Source organism: Rickettsia peacockii str. Rustic (assembly GCF_000021525.1).
In the GTDB taxonomy this organism is placed as follows: domain Bacteria; phylum Pseudomonadota; class Alphaproteobacteria; order Rickettsiales; family Rickettsiaceae; genus Rickettsia; species Rickettsia rickettsii.
Window position 1 is genome coordinate 710,211 of sequence record NC_012730.1, and the last position, 16,592, is coordinate 726,802.

The following is a 16,592-nucleotide window of genomic DNA, read 5'->3' on the forward strand; positions in this document are numbered from 1 at the left end:
TCTTTATAAAAAATTAAATTGTAAAGAAATCTATACTGTTTTATATAAAAGTCAATAGGAAATTGCGCTTTATACGAAAATCAGAAAGTGAAGTGCAACTTATTATTAATTTATGTTATCCTATGTTATCCATTTTGTCAATATAATTGCACTAGTTTAAAGCGGTATGTCTGTGTACCTGAGCATTCATCACAAGCCCAAAGCCGATTAGCATGGATGCGATCATTGTTCCGCCGTAAGAAATAAACGGTAGCGGTACGCCTACTACGGGAAGCAAGCCCATAACCATAGCTATATTAATAAATACGTGAATAAATAAGATTGAAGTAATACCTATTACCATTAATTTACTAAAAATCTCTCGGCAATTTGCGGCAATTAATAAAGAAATAGTTATAAGTGCAAAATATAATATTAGTAAAAACATTCCTCCTATAAAGCCGAACTCTTCAGCGAAGGTAGCAAAGATAAAGTCAGTTTGATGTTCGGGAAGAAAATCCAAATGGCTTTGGCTACCTTGATTTAAACCGCGTCCAAATAGGCTACCTGAACCTATAGCGATTTTAGACTGAATAATATTATAACTAGCACCGAGCGGATCATGTTCGGGATCTAAAAAAACCATTACCCGTTTTTTTTGATAATCATACATCATATTCCAAGCAATAGGTAGGCTAATAAGAGCAGCAAGACCTAGTATTATAAAATATTTTATTCTAAGACCTGCCGTAAAAAATATAATTGCCGAAACAATTAAAACAATCATTCCCGTACCTAAATCTGGTTCTCTAATTATTAGAAAAGCCGGTATTAAAACTCCTATAATCGGTATAATAACTTTATGAAATTTTGTAAGATCATCAATTGTTAGTGAATGGAAATATCTAGCAAGCATTAGTACAACGGCGATTTTTATCGGTTCGGAAGGTTGAAGCTTAACTATACCGATATCAATCCATCTTTTACCGCCCATGGCAGTTGAGCCGAAAAGCTCCACGGCTACTAGTAAAGCGAGTACGCACAAATAAAAGATATACGATAACCTAAATATTATGCGTAAATCAATTAATACTATAATAATAGCTAGAGGCAAGAATATACAAAAATTTATAATTTGTTTGTAAGCCCAGGGCTGCAAATTACTATTTGCTGCAGAATAAAGCACAATGAAACCAATACAGCAAATTAAGCTAATTAGTAAAATTAAAGTAATCGGTAATTTTTGTAATCGTTCTAGATAATTTTTATGCATTGTTTTTGTATTCAGTAGAGGTGTTGTATGTCATTCCTGCAAAAGCAGGAATGACATAACAGGATTCCAGCCACAAATCTGCTAACTAAACTGTAGAAGTCAAGATTTGATCTTACAGACACTATAAATTTTGCACCTGATTGTCAGTTACATTTTGACTGTCAGAGACGTATTCAAGATACAAGATTTCATTATTCTTTTCAACAGCTAATTTTTTACTATCCTTAAAAGTTTGCATAGGAGTTTTTCCATAACAATATTTTCCTGAATGTGGTCGCTCATTATTGAAATGCTCTAACCAAATATCAAGATCTAATTGTAAATCATCAAGATCTGTATAAATCTTTTTCCGCATAGCTGTATCAAAGAATTCTTGTTTCATGGTTTTATTAAAACGCTCACACATACCATTTGTTTGGGGAGAATATGCCTTAGTTGTAGTATGCTCTATACCTTCGATACTTAGAAACAACTCAAAAGCATGATGCTCTATATTCCCCTTATATTCTGACCCACGATCTGTAAGAATACGAAGTATTGGTATCCCTTGGGTCTCGTACCATGGTAACACGCGGTCATTAAGCATATCAGCAGCAGTTAAAGCTGTTTTATCAGTATATAGTTTAGCATCAGCTACCCTAGTATAGCTATCAATAAATACCTGAGAATAAACCTTACCTATACCTTTGAAATTACCTACATAATACGTATCCTGACATCCTAGATAACCTGGATGCTGCGTCTCAGTTTCTCCATGAGCTTCTCTTTCATTACGACGCTCCTCTAGCACTTGTAATTGAGATTCAGTAAGAACAATACCATCCTGAGCCATCTTTGCTTCTAATGCTTTAAGCCTTTTACTGATATTGTTTAAATCATTACGTAACCAAATTGATCGCACTCCTCCAGGCGATACAAGTATACCGCTCTTCTTAAGCTCATTTGATACTCTTAGCTGACCATATGCTGGATATTCTATTGCCATATCCATTACTGCTTTCTCTATCGCTGGATCAACTCTATTCGCTATTATTGGCTTTCTTCGACTAATTTCATATAATGCCTCTTCGCCACCAGTTTCATACAGTGCTTTAAATCTGTAATAACTATCTCTACTATAGCCCATCGCTTTACATGCTGATGATATGCTACCAAGACTCTTAGCTAGTTCTAGTAACCCTATTTTTGGCTTTATTATTTTTTGATTTAAGTTCATTTTTCATCTCCATTTAATAATTAATTTATTTTACTAAATGTAAGATATAATCTCAACTATTACAACTAAACCTCAACATCAAACACCTTAAAAATAAATACTAATTCGTCAGCTATCTCTTTCAGATAATCAAAACGACCGGCAGAACCTTTATGTCCCGTATCCATATTTGTTTTTAATAATAAGGGATTATTGTCCATTTTTAGTGCTCGTAATTTTGCTACCCATTTAGCAGGTTCCCAGTAACCTACACGTGGGTCGGATATACCGCAAGTAACGAATAGAGCAGGGTAGTTTTGTGCTTTTACGTTATCATAAGGGGAATATGATTTAATATATTCAAAATATTCTTTCTCTTTCGGATTACCCCACTCATTATATTCCAAGAGAGTTAACGGTAAGCTTTCGTCAAGCATGGTACTCAAAACATCAACAAACGGTACATGCGCGATTGCTGCTCTATAGATTTCCGGTTTTTCGTTGAGTATGTAACCGATTAACATACCGCCGGCACTACCGCCCATTATTACTATATTGTTGTTACTTGTATATTGCTCGTTAATTAAAGCTCTACTACAGGCTATGAAGTCTTCAAATGTTCTTTTTTTGGTTAAAAACTTAGCAGCTTCATACCAATCATGACCTAGATCATCGCCACCTCTAATATGAGCAACTGCGTAAATAAAACCGCGATCGGCAAGTGTCACTGCTGTATTTCTAAAATTGACGGGCATAGCGATGCCATAAGCACCGTAACCCATTAGATATAAAGGATTTGAACCGTCTTTTTTAAATAAAGATTTTTTATAAAACAAGGTTATAGGTACTTTTACATCTTCATTATCTGCAAATATTCTCTCTACTTTATACTCCTCCGGGTTAAAGCCTGAAGGTATTTCGTGGCTCTTTAATATCGTTAATTTATCGCTATTAAAATCGTAGCTATAAGTGGTATTGGGTCTTGCTAGAGAAGAATAATCTATTCTGATATCGTCTTCCTCAAAGTTTGTAGAAAAACTACTTGCTTGGAAACTTTCGTCGGGAAAATGAATTGTATTTTCTTGTAAATCTTTAAATCGCTTTATTTTAATTAGCGGTAAACCTTGGTCACGATAGTTTAAGATTAAATAATTATTTGTAACATTAAAGCTTTTTAAATATTTGTCTTGTTCTTCCTTAATATAAACATCATCCCAATCATCCCAGCTAGTATTTTCAAAATTATTTACCGGCAGTGAATATTTTGTTTTCTGCAGCTCGTACTAATTTAGGCGTAAAACTATCATCCTGCATAGAAATTACGTAAATTTCATTTTCATTATGATCGCCTGAATTTATAAAAATATATTCATGACTTGCTGATTTCTTGCAGCTGATAAAATGAAGAGGGTTTTTTACCTCGAATATTAATTTATCCTGAGTGACCTCTTCACCTAGACGGTGAAACATTACCTTATCCCAGCGTTGATTCTCATTAATAGTAATATAGAAAAAGCAGTTTAAGTGTTCATGCCAAATTATAGTAGGAGCTACAGCTAAATCTCGATCGCTTGATACAAGCGAATTTTGCGGCATTCGCCTAGGCTCACGTACATTTGTACGTTCCGCAGGCTTGTCCTGAAATTCATCTTGTCTGAAGCGATCGAGATTTAGCTGTACATTGCCTAATTCATCAGGTAAGTATTTTTGTTCTTTAAGGTTGTATATTTTGATATTGTATTGTTCATTACCTGTAAAACTAACACTATAAGCCATTAAATTGTGATCAGGTGACATTGCAACTGTAGCAACATCAGTAAAACTGCTATTTGGAGCAAGAAGGTTGACATCTAATATTACTTCTTCTGCTGAATCCATATTATTATGCTTTCTGCAATATATCGGATAATTTTTATTCTCCTCTACTCTATGATAATAGTAATAATCTTTGTTCTTAACATAAACCGATTCATCGTCTAATTTAACCCGTCCTTTTAATTCTTCAAAAATCTTTTCCTTATCATTTTGCAGATCGGCAAAGAAATTTTCGGTATATTGATTCTCAGCTTTTAAATAATCTAAAATTTTAGAGTCTTCTACATTTGGCCACTTAGGATCACGCAGCCAGTGATAATCATCGTTTATTGTTGCTTCGTGAACTTCAAAGCTGTAATTTTGTTTGTCTGTTATTGGTGGTTTCATGTTTTTTATTTTTTTGTGTTGTTATGCCTAAAGTCGTCATTGCGAGGAGCCGTAGGCGACGCGGCAATCTAGTAAAATAATAAAAAAATTCTGTAATCAGAATTGTTTACTAGATTGCTTCGTTGAAACTTACAGTTTCTGCTCGCAATGACGATTTTGGTATCTATACAACAATGACATCGAATTATTGTAGTGTTAAAATCAAACTAATTAATAGGAATAATACAATCAATATAGCAGTTTGCTGATTATGCCAAGCAGATATTTTACTTAAAATATTATCCCAAATAACCTTAAAATTAAGATATTCTGCCGCATCTTCGTTATTGTCTGCCGTTTCTTTATATTTATCGATACTGAAATATATAAATTTTTCAATATATTGGTATAGGTCAAGGTTTATGTTTTCTGTCGAAATGCGTGGTATTTTTCTAAATATTAAAGCCAATAACAGTGAGATTGCAAGGATCACTAGCTTAAAGTTAGCAGTATGTGATATTTGAATAGGGTAGAATAAACATATGCATAAAGTTATGATGCAGAAAGAGAGGTAGGTTATAGTTCTTATGTAATCCCCGCGAAAGCGGGAATCCAGAAATATTATAAAGCTTTTATTTTTAAGGTTTTTACTGGATTCCTGCTTTCGCAGGAATGACATAAAGAGAGATGGGAATGACGTAGAACTCTCCATCAACAACCCAAATAATACGGTACAAGTCGCTATCTTGGAAAATAGCATTACACTATTCTCGTTTAAAATATTAGCTATTTCATCTTTAATATAAGAAGAACTAATAGGCAGTATAGATGTATAGATTAATATACTAATAACAAATCCGCTTAATAAAATAAAATTAATTTGAGTATTCTGAAGATCTTGGTAATTTTTAATATCATACTCATCTTCTATATAAGCGAAATATAAAGCAAATAATCCGTTATATAATATATGTATGAATATAAAGCTTGTAATAAGATAAGCTATATTTGGAGAGTTTATGCTAATAGCCGTTAATATAAAACCAAGCTGTGATACGGTAAGATAACATATTAATCGTTTAAGTTTTTTTTCAATTAGAGACAATACTAATCCGTAAATGATCATTGATATCCCAAAAAACTTTAATATCTCAAGACCGCTAAATAATTTTAAAATGATAATTAAAATAACTTTAGTAGTAAAACTAATTAAATATACAATACCGCTACTTGAAGCTATAGGATAGCAATGAACCACCCAGCCGTTTACAAAAATAGCCGAGGCATTAATTAAACAACCTGCAAGTATGAATATTGCTGGTAACTCAAAATTATTTACTGATTCCGTTAAAGAAGTAAAAGTCGTATTACTTGTTGTTTGGATTAGAAGAGTCGTACCGATTAAGATTAGCCCGCTGCTGAATAAATGAGTGAGGAAATATTGACGTGCCGGTTTTATCTTTAATTGGTCACAAAAAATAATTATGCAGGCAAAAATCGTCATGAATTCAAGCGAGATTATCATGGAAATAAAATCAGCTGCAAATACGCATATAATAGAGGATAAACAGTATAAACTACCGATTAAGCATTCTAATTTTCTATTTTGGGAAATTGTATAAAGATTTAAGATAGCAGTAACAATTAGAAATGCTAGAGCTATTAGCTGATTTTGTGGGTGAAAATCAAACATAAGCTCAAAATTAGTAAGCGGAAATGTACACTTGGTATTTTGAATAAACATTTTAATCCTTAGAAGAAACTGTTAAAACCTCTAGTCCCTGGATTCTTTTAAAGTCTTTTACATTTAGAGTTAATATCAGAAAACCTTTTGTAATAGCCGTTGCTGCAATAAGCATATCATGAGTTCCTATAGTTATACGTTGTGTGTATAAATCATGAGTAATACGTGCATATGTATATACTTCTTCAATACCGAAAGGTAATATAGTAAACAGACTTTTTACGTATTCTATAAAAGCTAAACATTTTATACGTTTATTCTCATTCTTGACTCTATCTACTCCTATTAATAGTTCAGTTAACACAATAGGGCTAATATAAGTCTGACCGTAATGTGACCATTGCTTAGTACTTACCTTTTCTCTTTCTAAAGCTATGATTATAGCAGTATCAATAATTAATCCCATCTTTCAACCAATTTTTTAATATCTTGTTTAGTATTGTGTCTTATTTCTTCGCGATTTTTCATGAATTGATCAGCATCTTCAGGATCAAGATGTGGACCATTTTTAAAAGCTTCCTCTAAGTCTCTTACTGCTACAGAAGGCTTGATTTCTGCAGGCGTAATCCTTGCTACGATATGATTACCTTTTTGAACGTCAAAGCTTTCGCCTTTATAGTAAACTCTATTCATAATATCTGAAAAAGATCGTACAAATTCTGTTGCTCTAATAATTTGTGCCATATTTATCCTCAAAAATAATTACCATATTTATACCTTTGATACTTCAAGATTTGGTACGTCAAATTTCGGGATTCGCCTGTGCTCACTATTGTACGCTGTGTAGGTGCACTGCTTATTTGACTTCCAACTTTTGAAGTATCAAAGGTATAAATATTATATGATTATGTGTAGATTATGTAAATATGTTTATGTAATATAAGCTAAAAATTCTCTGATTAAGATTTGAATAAAATAGAAAAGAGTTACGGCACAGCAGCACATTATTATACTAATTTGCATAGAGTAGGGAAGTGGTTTTGTTACGTTAGATTCTACTAAAGAAGGTTTATAAATAGAGCTTAATATTTTGAGCAGGTAAAGGCTTGAGAATATACTACTAGCTATTACGACAATCATAACAATGATTTGATTCTGTTCGCTTGCGGCAAGTAATATTGAGAATTTGCTAATAAATCCGCTAAAGACAGGTATACCGATTAATGATAATGAAGAGATAGATATAATAAAAGAAATTAAAGGAAATTCTTTGGATGTACCATGTAAATTCTGTACTTGATCGGCTTTCTTTAAACTGTAAATACTTCCCATACTATAAAATAAGCAGATTTTTGTAAAAGAATGTGAAACTAAATGGAGTATTGCGGCTCCAAGTGCCTTAGGTGTTAACATGAAAGCACTAAGCAATGCAAGGCTTAATTGGTTCATAGTGGAGTAGGCGAGTATTTTTTTGATATTATCCGTGTCTAGGGCTTTGATTGAGCTATACAATATGCTTACTATCGGTATAAAAATTAACCAGTTAAACTCGGCAAATATCATTTGTAAATACGATAAACCGAATATATATAATAGGATTTTGTAAATACAAAATAATCCGGTTTTAACCACTATTACGGCATGCAGCAAACTACTAATGGGGTAATGTGCAACCATTGCAGCAGGAAGCCATGAATGCACCGGAAAAATTGCAGTTTTAGCAATACCGCAAATAAACATTAATAATAAAATAATTGACTGGTTTTTGGAAAAATAATTTTCTACTAAACTCCCACTTGCAAAATCTCCGTTACCGGTTTTAGTATAAATAATTATCACTGCCGGTAAAAATAATATTGTGGCAGAAATCATCAGAATTTTTAGATATTTATATAACCCGCTAAGTACTATATTATTTTTGGTATGTCCTATTAAAAAAGCTGTAGAAATAGTTAAAAGCTCATAGCAAATAAACATCGTGAATAAGTTGCTAGATAAAGCAATTAAAACACCTATTAGAATAGTGAAGTTAAAGAAAAATAAGAATCTAGCAGAATAGTCTATATTATTAATAGCAAGATATTTAGGAGTGTAAAGTAAAGCACAAATCCATAAAAAGCCTATTAAACTTAAGAAAATCAGCCCTAAAGGTTCAAGATGGAATCCTATAGAGTAATTACCGCATATATTAAATTCAAATCCTGCTCTAATACCTTTTAAAAACAACCAGTCTATAATTAAAATATTACCGAAGAAAAAAAGAGCGATAGTAATAAGTAAAAAATTACGTATAAAGCTATCTTTTTGAGTGGCATACGGGCTAGTTAAGTTTAATGCACCAACTAGCAAAGTTGATAGAATCAAAAGACTCGGAGTAGTAAATTGTGTAATCATGATAAGCTGTTATACTTTTTTGATAGTATGGTTAGAGCATTACCTGTATGGCTTTCTATGTCATGCCTAGCTAAAAGTGGGGGAATCCAGAAAAAGCGAGATAAATCGTGCTTTTAGTTTTAAAAACTTACTGTGTTTATATTTTTTAATTACTGGATTCCCGCTTTCGCGGGAATGACAATAGTACCATTTTATAATGGTAAAATAACGATCCTACGGAGCTAAGTAAAATTATAATAAAATCTAATAGTAGATTTTGTGTTAATAATAATTCAAGAATATTTACTTTGATAAAAAATAATGGACTGATAGGTAAGCCACAGCTGCACATAATAGCAATTATTATTAAAACTTTGTTAGGCTCTCTTTTATAGCTTCCATTATAAGCATCTATCAAGAAAAGAGCTATTTTATTTATACTATCCGCAAGTAATAAACTTGGTAAAACTATTATACCGTTTTCGGTTACGTATAATAAAAATACGTAACCTATTTGAGTGCAACATGAATAAATTATAATATTCTTGAAATCTTTTGTTTGGTAAGCAAAATATGGGGCTATAATAAGAGTAGCTAAAGCGATAGGTTTTATAAAATTTGTAATAGCCGTTTTAATTGTCTCATAGCCTATAATAATATAAGTAAATTTATATATTATATATATTCCTATTATAGTAGAAATCCCTGCTAAATATACTAAAATAACTGAAGCCGTGTTATTATAAGCTCTCATCATCCAAAAATGCATAGGGAAAAAAGCTGTTTTTAAAATAGCACCTATTAAGAAAAAATCGATAGCTATAGTGATTATACGGGAATTAGTATGTTCTTGTAAATACGCTGCAATTTCTGCCATATTCAAACTACCCGTAATGCTTAGCAAAAATCCTATAGATATAAGAATAAGAGTTGCACCAATACTACCTATTATCAAATAATCAAAAGCTCCGATTAAAGATTTTGGATTATTACCTGAGGCTATCAGGACATAGCTACTAAGTGCCGAAATCTCTATAAATATATATAGATTAAAAAAATCGTGAGTAGCCATCATCCCTAAATAGCCCGTATGAGCGAATAATAATATACCGTAAAATAAAGATTTTCTATTATTGTTTATATATTTTAAGATAGTTTGATTAGTAATCTTATGACAAAAAACTAAAAAGAATAATAAAACCAAGTTAAGATAAATAATAATAGCTTGGTTTAGTGCATTTAGCCGATATTCTATTCCTATTTTTGAAGTCCATCCTCCCATGGTGTAAGATAGCTCCGTATTTTGTATAATGCTATATCCATAAACACTGACCAAAAGGCTAGATAAAATACAAATCGTAGTAATTATTCGTGCAAAGGTAATAAAGCGAAAAGATATTATTGAGAGTAAAGCCCCAAATAAAGGGAATAATATTTGTATGATAGGGACATGGTTAGCTAGAATCATTTATCAAAATTAATTTCATTTTCTGATATTGTACCAAAATGTTTATAAATTTGATATATTAAACTTAAAGCTACGCTAAGAGTAGCAAACCCAACTACTATAGCAGTTAGCATTAATACATGAGGCAAAGGGCTAGTGTAAGTAGTGATGCCCTCTTGGAAAATAGGTACACCGCCTGTTTTAATTTTTCCGATACTTAAATAAAATACTAACACCGAACTTTGAAAGATTCCAAGCCCGATAATTTTATGAATATAATTACGACTTGTAAGCATTATAAATAAGCCGCTAGTTAGTAAGATCAAGGCAAAGAAATATATTAAATTATGCATAATTATATTGTTATTGTAAGAAAAGTATTGTTACGTGAATCAGTTTCATCGTCATTGCCGCAATGACGTTGGTAGACATTAATACGCTTTGAAAGACTGATTAAATACGCATGTGACTTTTTTGCCCTTACGTATAGCGAGCTTAGGAAAAACCTGTTCAAGGATCACCATATTAGGATTATCTTGAGCAAGGCGATAATTTACTAAAGATTCTCGAAGTGAATCATCTACAGCAAAAATACCGGAAATTTCAGCGTTTTTATCTCTAAATTGCAGATAAGTAAACTCGCCGTCATCAAAAATTTTAATAGGAGCTATTTCTTCGCTGCCGCTAATATAGTAATTAAAATTATATTTTTCAGGATGAGTCAGGTCGAGACTTGCTAGGGCAGCAGAAAAAGTTTGCATATGACCGCTCATATTGTCATTTTCGTCATCCGGATAAAGAAACTTTACGTTAAAGACCATTTCAGGATCACGCATATCAAGAGTTTCGGCAGCATATAGTTCAAAGAAGTACGTCCGTTTATTAGTAATTAAAGTCATATTAGTAGTAGCATCCGGTTCCATCGGTTTAATAAAAATCCTATGACCGGCAGGTACTATTTGCCATGAAGTAGTATCTCCCATAGAAATACTTACTATTTCCTCGTCTCTTGCTAGTTCTATACTTGCTTGATAGCCGTAATATCCTGTGAATTTGAAAACATCGTCAGGGTTATAAGTCATAACTCTTAGACGTGGGTCTCGACCTAGAGGTCGTGATATAGTAAGAGCAAATACATCTAATGTAAGTATTATAAAAGTACAAAATATTATTAGTTGCTTCATATTATTTCTGATTTTTATTCCTTAATAACTTTAGCTTGTAACTAGTAACGGTAAAATTGAACGGCATATCAGGTGATGTATTTGTACTGATAGAATCCATTATAAATCCGATTCTTGCTTCCCATACCATATTTTCTAAAATTGCATCCGTACTATTTTTTGCCAATGATTCAAAAGTAACAACTGCCTCGTTATCGTTTATATTGTTAATTGATAATATATTAATTGAGCGTCTATATAGTTTTTGATATCTTATGACCGGTGATAATGGGTTATCAATATTCATAAAATTAGCAAATTGCATATAAACAATACTCGTAGAAGCATTTTTGATAAAGGTAAATTGTTCTTTTAATATATCGTAATTGTATTCTTCTCGTTGGTTTACATAATTCTGAAGCATAATATTTGCAATAGAGGTATAAGGCTTTACTAATGTTGAATGTTTAGTATTAGTAACGGCAGCTTGTTTTTCGGCATCATCTTTTATTAAATAATTTACTTTTTTGTTTATAGGTAGCAATATGTTGATATTTATACAAATTAAGGTTAATAATAAGGTAAAAATCGTGCATATTAGAAGCAGAAGACTTCTATGACTTAACGGTAAGATATACTTAAAATTATACCATTTTCTTGCATCAATAAAATATTCGCCGGATTTTATATATTCTTGTATTGCGTTGGTTAATGGGTCCATAATTAATAGATTAATATCTAATTTTATTCTGTTTTAACACTCTATCATAATTATTATAATATGATTATGATTTAATTTAATGTTATTTAAGCTATAAAATAAGTTTATATTGTTGCTACAATACCAAATATTGTTTAACTTTAAAATTAAAATAAATAAATTATAAATTAAAATTATACAATAACAATTATTGATGGTAGTGATTATGTTATACTCATCCCACTTGAAAAATTGGCGACAATGTCTTTATAAGTCCGCAGGTAGCCACGTATTAAGTATACGCTCTTCTCATAAGCTGAACTTCGTATAACTACTCTTTCTTTACTTCAGAGTATAATAGTTTACAATCTTTTTAATATTTTTTTATATTTATAAATAGATTTTTTTAAAAAATGCTTGTGAACTATTGTATAGTAAGGTAATTTTAAAATAGTAACAAGATAATTTAATAATGTATAATTAGAATGTTAAAATCATTAAAGCTTCTATTAGTATTAATTATGCTTGCTCAATTGTTGTCATGTACCCCTTCAGCTCCTTATGAAATTAAAAGCCCGTGCGTTTCTGCTGATATAGATGATGGTTTGAGTGTAAGCGTAAATCCTTGTATAAGAAGACCTGTTAATTCAGTAAATATAGTATAAAAGTAATAGTTTTACACAATAACAATGTAATAAGAAAAATACCTTTGATATGAATAATATATTTGGCTTCTTTAAATCAAGTAATAACTCGCAAAGCGGTTCAGGAGATACACAAACGCAAGAAAGTATTAAATCGGCTAATCCTTTAAAAATTACTCAGAATTGGTATGAAGAGCGATCTGATAAGTTACTTGTTCAACGTAACTTACTTATCATATTAATAATACTACTAACCATTTTTATGGTTATAGCAACTTTAGTAATAGCCTTTGTAGTGAAATCTAAACAGTTTGAGCCTTTTGTTATTCAGCTTAATAGTAATACCGGACGTGCCTCAGTGGTAGAACCTATTTCATCACCAGTGTTAACGGCGGATGAGTCTCTTACAAGGTATTTTATAAAGAAATACATAACGGCACGGGAAACATATAATCCGGTTGATTTTGCGACGATAGCTCGTACGACAATAAGATTATTTTCAACAAGCAGTGTGTATTACAATTATCTTGGCTATATAAGAAATAAAGATTTTGATCCTACTTTAAAATATAAAGAAGAGAATAATACATTTTTAGTAATCAAATCATGGTCAAAAATCGCAGCAGATAAATATATAGTTAGATTTTCCGTAAATGAGACATCAGGAAACCAATTAGTTTATAATAAAATAGCGGTAGTAAGTTATGCTTATGTGCCTATGCAATTAACAGATTCAGAACTTGATGTAAATCCGGTAGGGTTTCAAGTGAACGGATATAGGGTAGACGATGACAATAGTTAGATTTTATTTTTTAGTTTTTATATTATTAAGCGGTTTTACAGTACAACGAGAATGTCCACTTGTAGATGATCCATGTAATAGTAGTAATAATTATGTAGATGATTTATCTATAACTAAAGATAATAGGATAAAAACTTATATATATAATCCAAATGAAGTTTATTTATTAGTTTTGCATTTTGGCTTTCAATCGCATATAGAATTTGCTAAAAACGAAGAAGTCCAAAATATAATTCTTGGGGATGCTTATGCTTGGAAAATAACTCCTTTGGCAAATAGATTATTTATTAAGCCTCTTGAAAAAGATATTCGTACAAATATGACTATTATAACTAATAAAAGAATATATGAATTTGATATCGCTTCTACGGAACTTATGATGGGTAACGAAAGGGATTTAGTATATGTAATTAAATTTTACTACCCTAAGAAAAATAGTAATTACATGGCAAGATTTTAATCGATGTCATTTCTGCGTAGATATGTCATTGCGAGCAGCCGTAGGCTGCGTGGCAATCTTATGAAATAATACAAACTCCTGAGATTGCGGACGTACAATTGCTCTGAGGTTTCCTCACAATGACGGAAAAATCGATCCACGCAACAATGACAATAAAAACACTTTAACTAATATAATTTAGATATGGCTGAAGAGCAAAATAACAATCATAATACCGGTGCTTTATCAGGAGCAGATTCTCCTGAAGTACAAAGAGAATTATCAAAAGTTTCGGTTAGCTTTAATAAGAGTATTGCGATAGTAGTCGTAATTTGTGGTATTTTTATATATATTTTTTATACTCTTTTTTTCGGTACTGAAAAAGAAGAAATACCGGAGACTCAGATACCGAGTAATATTGTAAAACCTGTTACGGAGGTTGATGATAATATTCCGGAGATTCCAAAGTTACCTGATCCGCCTAAGCTTGAGACGCCTACCGCTCCTCCACCGCCTCCCCCTCCGGTAGTAAAAGTTCCACCGGTCTTACCTCCTACTACTCCTGTAGAAGAGAATAAAGACAAAACGCTTCCATTGCCACCGGTTTCGTTGCCTTCGACTTCAGGAACGTTAGTTGAGAGCGATGCAGAGAAGCAACGTCGTGAAGCAAAAAGAAAATCAGCTATAGTGTTAATTGGTGGTGTAGAGCCTAAAAAAACACCGGAACAGATTACGGCAGAAACGACCTTTAAAGATCGCGGTGATATGTCTTTGGTTCTCGGACGCGGTAAATTAATTGATGCAGTCCTTGAGACGGCAATAAATAGTGATCTCGGCGGTGAAATAAGAGCCATTATTAGTAGAGACGTATTTTCTGAGAAAGATAAAGTGATATTGATACCGAAAGGGTCAAAAATATTCGGTAAATATGCAACCTCAACTTCGTCCGATAGTTATGGTAGAGTTTCTATAATATGGGATAGAATCGATTTAACGAGCGGTTATACTATAGAATTCGACTCACCTGCAGTTGATAATTTAGGTAGACCGGGATTACAAGGAAGAGTTGATAATAAATATAAAGAACAATTTGCAAATGCCGTATTACAATCCGGCTTTAATATAGGGCTTGCTAAAGTCCTTGATAAGTTAGTGCCGCCTCCTATAGCTTCTCAGGCAGCGGCTACCAATAGTGCTACGGCAAAACAATTGTTAAATACTGCTCAAACTATTGCGTCTAATGCCGCTATGGATGCAAATACTAGGATAGTTACAATTTGTACTAATATACTTGCTGCTATTACCGATAAAACTTCGACTGCTTATACTACTATGACTCAAGCATGTACAACCGCACAAACTGCTTCTTCAGCGAATACTGCTGAGCAGAGACTTCAAACCTTAGTACAGGCAGTTAATACGGCAGCTTCAAGTTTGCTTACTACTACCTCTATAGCATCAACTCCGACGCAAGCACAACAAGCTTCTACTCAAGCTTTTACGGATGTAACGAATGTTATAAAAAATATGATAACTCAGCAGCAGTTTAAGCCGACGACAACGGTTAATCAAGGTACGCCGGTTAGAATATACGTTAATAAGGATTATAAATTCCCAAAAGCCGTTTTATTAAAATCGAAGGTAATGAAATGAGTGAAGAATTTGCAGCCTTAGAGACGTTTTTACTGCCTTTTAAAAATTTATTTGCTGAAGACGGTATTAACGAAATTATGGTTAATAAGCCCGGAGAAGTATGGGTTGAAAAAAAAGGTGATATATATTCTAAGCAAATACCGAAACTGGATAGCGAACATCTACTTGCATTAGGGAGTTTAGTCGCTCAATCTACCGAACAGATGATTTCAGAAGAAAAACCGCTTCTTTCGGCAACTTTGCCGAATGGCTACCGTATTCAAATAGTATTTCCTCCTGCTTGTGAGATAGGACAAATCATTTATGCTATAAGAAAGCCTAGCGGTATGAATCTAACTTTAGATGAATATGCTAAAATGGGGGCATTTGATGATACTGCAACAGAGAGTTTAGTAGATGAAGATGCAGTAATTTTAAATAATTTCTTAGCTGAAAAAAAGATTAAAGAATTTATTAGACATGCAGTTGTTTCAAAGCAAAATATCATAATTAGCGGCGGTACTTCAACCGGTAAAACTACTTTTACTAATGCGGCACTCACTGAAATACCTGCAATAGAAAGATTAATTACTGTAGAAGATGCTCGTGAGGTTGTGCTATCACACCATCCTAACAGAGTGCATTTACTGGCTTCCAAAGGAGGACAGGGGCGTGCAAATGTTACTACTCAAGATTTAATAGAGGCCTGTTTGCGTTTAAGACCAGATAGGATTATAGTAGGTGAGCTTCGAGGTAAGGAAGCTTTTAGTTTTTTGCGTGCTATTAATACAGGTCATCCCGGTTCAATATCAACACTGCATGCTGATAGTCCCGCTATGGCTATTGAGCAGTTAAAGCTTATGGTTATGCAAGCAGATCTTGGTATGCCGCCTGAAGAAGTAAAGAAGTATATTTTAACCGTTGTAGATATCGTTGTGCAGTTAAAACGCGGTAGCGGCGGGAAAAGATATGTTTCGGAAGTATATTATAAGAAGAACAAGAACGCTGAGGGGATGGTTTAAAAACGTCATTGCGAGGAAATTATGAAGTAATTGACTAAGCACAATCTCAGGCCACAAT

General features: G+C 32.5%; 15 protein-coding genes and 2 pseudogenes. 5 read left to right on the forward strand and 12 right to left on the reverse strand.

Annotated elements, in window-relative coordinates; all coding sequences use genetic code 11:
- Window positions 1-151: 151 nt before the first annotated feature.
- The 12 genes and pseudogenes from rodA to RPR_RS04270 all read right to left on the reverse strand — a co-directional run bounded on the left by rodA (window position 152) and on the right by RPR_RS04270 (window position 12,016).
- Complete coding sequence (rodA, locus tag RPR_RS04220) at window positions 152-1,252, reverse strand: rod shape-determining protein RodA (protein ID WP_012736756.1); 1,101 nt, start codon at window positions 1,250-1,252, stop codon at window positions 152-154.
- 121 nt (window positions 1,253-1,373) lie between these two features.
- Entirely contained in the window at window positions 1,374-2,468 is a 1,095-nt protein-coding gene (locus tag RPR_RS04225; protein ID WP_012736375.1) for an IS481-like element ISRpe1 family transposase, read from the reverse strand.
- A gap of 65 nt (window positions 2,469-2,533) precedes the next feature.
- Window positions 2,534-4,649 (reverse strand): annotated as a pseudogene (locus tag RPR_RS04230) (prolyl oligopeptidase family serine peptidase).
- Between the two features lie 184 nt (window positions 4,650-4,833).
- Window positions 4,834-6,372, reverse strand: a complete 1,539-nt coding sequence (locus tag RPR_RS04235; RefSeq protein ID WP_012736757.1) for a proton-conducting transporter membrane subunit — start codon at window positions 6,370-6,372, stop codon at window positions 4,834-4,836.
- Window position 6,373: 1 nt separating this feature from the next.
- Window positions 6,374-6,778 (reverse strand): ribonuclease VapC, encoded by a 405-nt coding sequence (gene vapC / locus RPR_RS04240; protein WP_012736758.1) that lies wholly within the window; start codon window positions 6,776-6,778, stop codon window positions 6,374-6,376.
- Entirely contained in the window at window positions 6,769-7,056 is a 288-nt protein-coding gene (gene vapB / locus RPR_RS04245; protein ID WP_012150592.1) for a type II toxin-antitoxin system antitoxin VapB, read from the reverse strand. The genes vapC and vapB overlap by 10 nt, the downstream gene beginning before the upstream one ends.
- A gap of 30 nt (window positions 7,057-7,086) precedes the next feature.
- Window positions 7,087-7,205: pseudogene (locus tag RPR_RS08160) on the reverse strand (palindromic element RPE5 domain-containing protein); the annotation flags it as partial.
- 37 nt (window positions 7,206-7,242) lie between these two features.
- Window positions 7,243-8,706 carry a proton-conducting transporter membrane subunit gene (locus RPR_RS04250; RefSeq protein WP_012736759.1) on the reverse strand — a complete coding sequence of 488 codons (1,464 nt, stop codon included), beginning with the start codon at window positions 8,704-8,706 and terminating at the stop codon, window positions 7,243-7,245.
- Window positions 8,707-8,851: 145 nt separating this feature from the next.
- Window positions 8,852-10,153, reverse strand: coding sequence for a proton-conducting transporter membrane subunit (locus RPR_RS04255; RefSeq protein WP_085065686.1), 1,302 nt, complete (start codon window positions 10,151-10,153; stop codon window positions 8,852-8,854).
- Window positions 10,150-10,485, reverse strand: coding sequence for a Na+/H+ antiporter subunit C (locus tag RPR_RS04260; RefSeq protein ID WP_010977038.1), 336 nt, complete (start codon window positions 10,483-10,485; stop codon window positions 10,150-10,152). Before RPR_RS04260 ends, RPR_RS04255 begins: the two co-directional genes overlap by 4 nt.
- Before the next feature lie 78 nt (window positions 10,486-10,563).
- A complete protein-coding gene (virB9, locus tag RPR_RS04265) occupies window positions 10,564-11,316 on the reverse strand; it encodes a P-type conjugative transfer protein VirB9 (RefSeq protein ID WP_012736761.1) in 753 nt (250 codons plus the stop codon).
- Window position 11,317: 1 nt separating this feature from the next.
- Complete coding sequence (locus RPR_RS04270; protein WP_012736762.1) at window positions 11,318-12,016, reverse strand: virB8 family protein; 699 nt, start codon at window positions 12,014-12,016, stop codon at window positions 11,318-11,320.
- Window positions 12,017-12,480: 464 nt separating this feature from the next.
- Between RPR_RS04270 and RPR_RS04275 the strand changes: the two genes are divergently transcribed.
- The 5 genes from RPR_RS04275 (at window position 12,481) to virB11 (ending at window position 16,534) form a co-directional block, all read left to right on the forward strand.
- Entirely contained in the window at window positions 12,481-12,660 is a 180-nt protein-coding gene (locus RPR_RS04275) for a DUF2706 domain-containing protein (RefSeq protein ID WP_012736763.1), read from the forward strand.
- A gap of 49 nt (window positions 12,661-12,709) precedes the next feature.
- Window positions 12,710-13,441 carry a virB8 family protein gene (locus RPR_RS04280; protein ID WP_012736764.1) on the forward strand — a complete coding sequence of 244 codons (732 nt, stop codon included), beginning with the start codon at window positions 12,710-12,712 and terminating at the stop codon, window positions 13,439-13,441.
- On the forward strand, window positions 13,428-13,901 hold the full coding sequence (locus RPR_RS04285; protein WP_004996190.1) for a TrbG/VirB9 family P-type conjugative transfer protein: 474 nt from the start codon (window positions 13,428-13,430) through the stop codon (window positions 13,899-13,901). Before RPR_RS04280 ends, RPR_RS04285 begins: the two co-directional genes overlap by 14 nt.
- A gap of 183 nt (window positions 13,902-14,084) precedes the next feature.
- Entirely contained in the window at window positions 14,085-15,533 is a 1,449-nt protein-coding gene (locus RPR_RS04290; protein WP_012736765.1) for a TrbI/VirB10 family protein, read from the forward strand.
- The gene (gene virB11 / locus RPR_RS04295; RefSeq protein ID WP_012736766.1) at window positions 15,530-16,534 is read left to right on the forward strand and encodes a P-type DNA transfer ATPase VirB11; all 1,005 of its coding nucleotides are present in this window, start codon (window positions 15,530-15,532) and stop codon (window positions 16,532-16,534) included. Before RPR_RS04290 ends, virB11 begins: the two co-directional genes overlap by 4 nt.
- Window positions 16,535-16,592 lie beyond the last annotated feature (58 nt).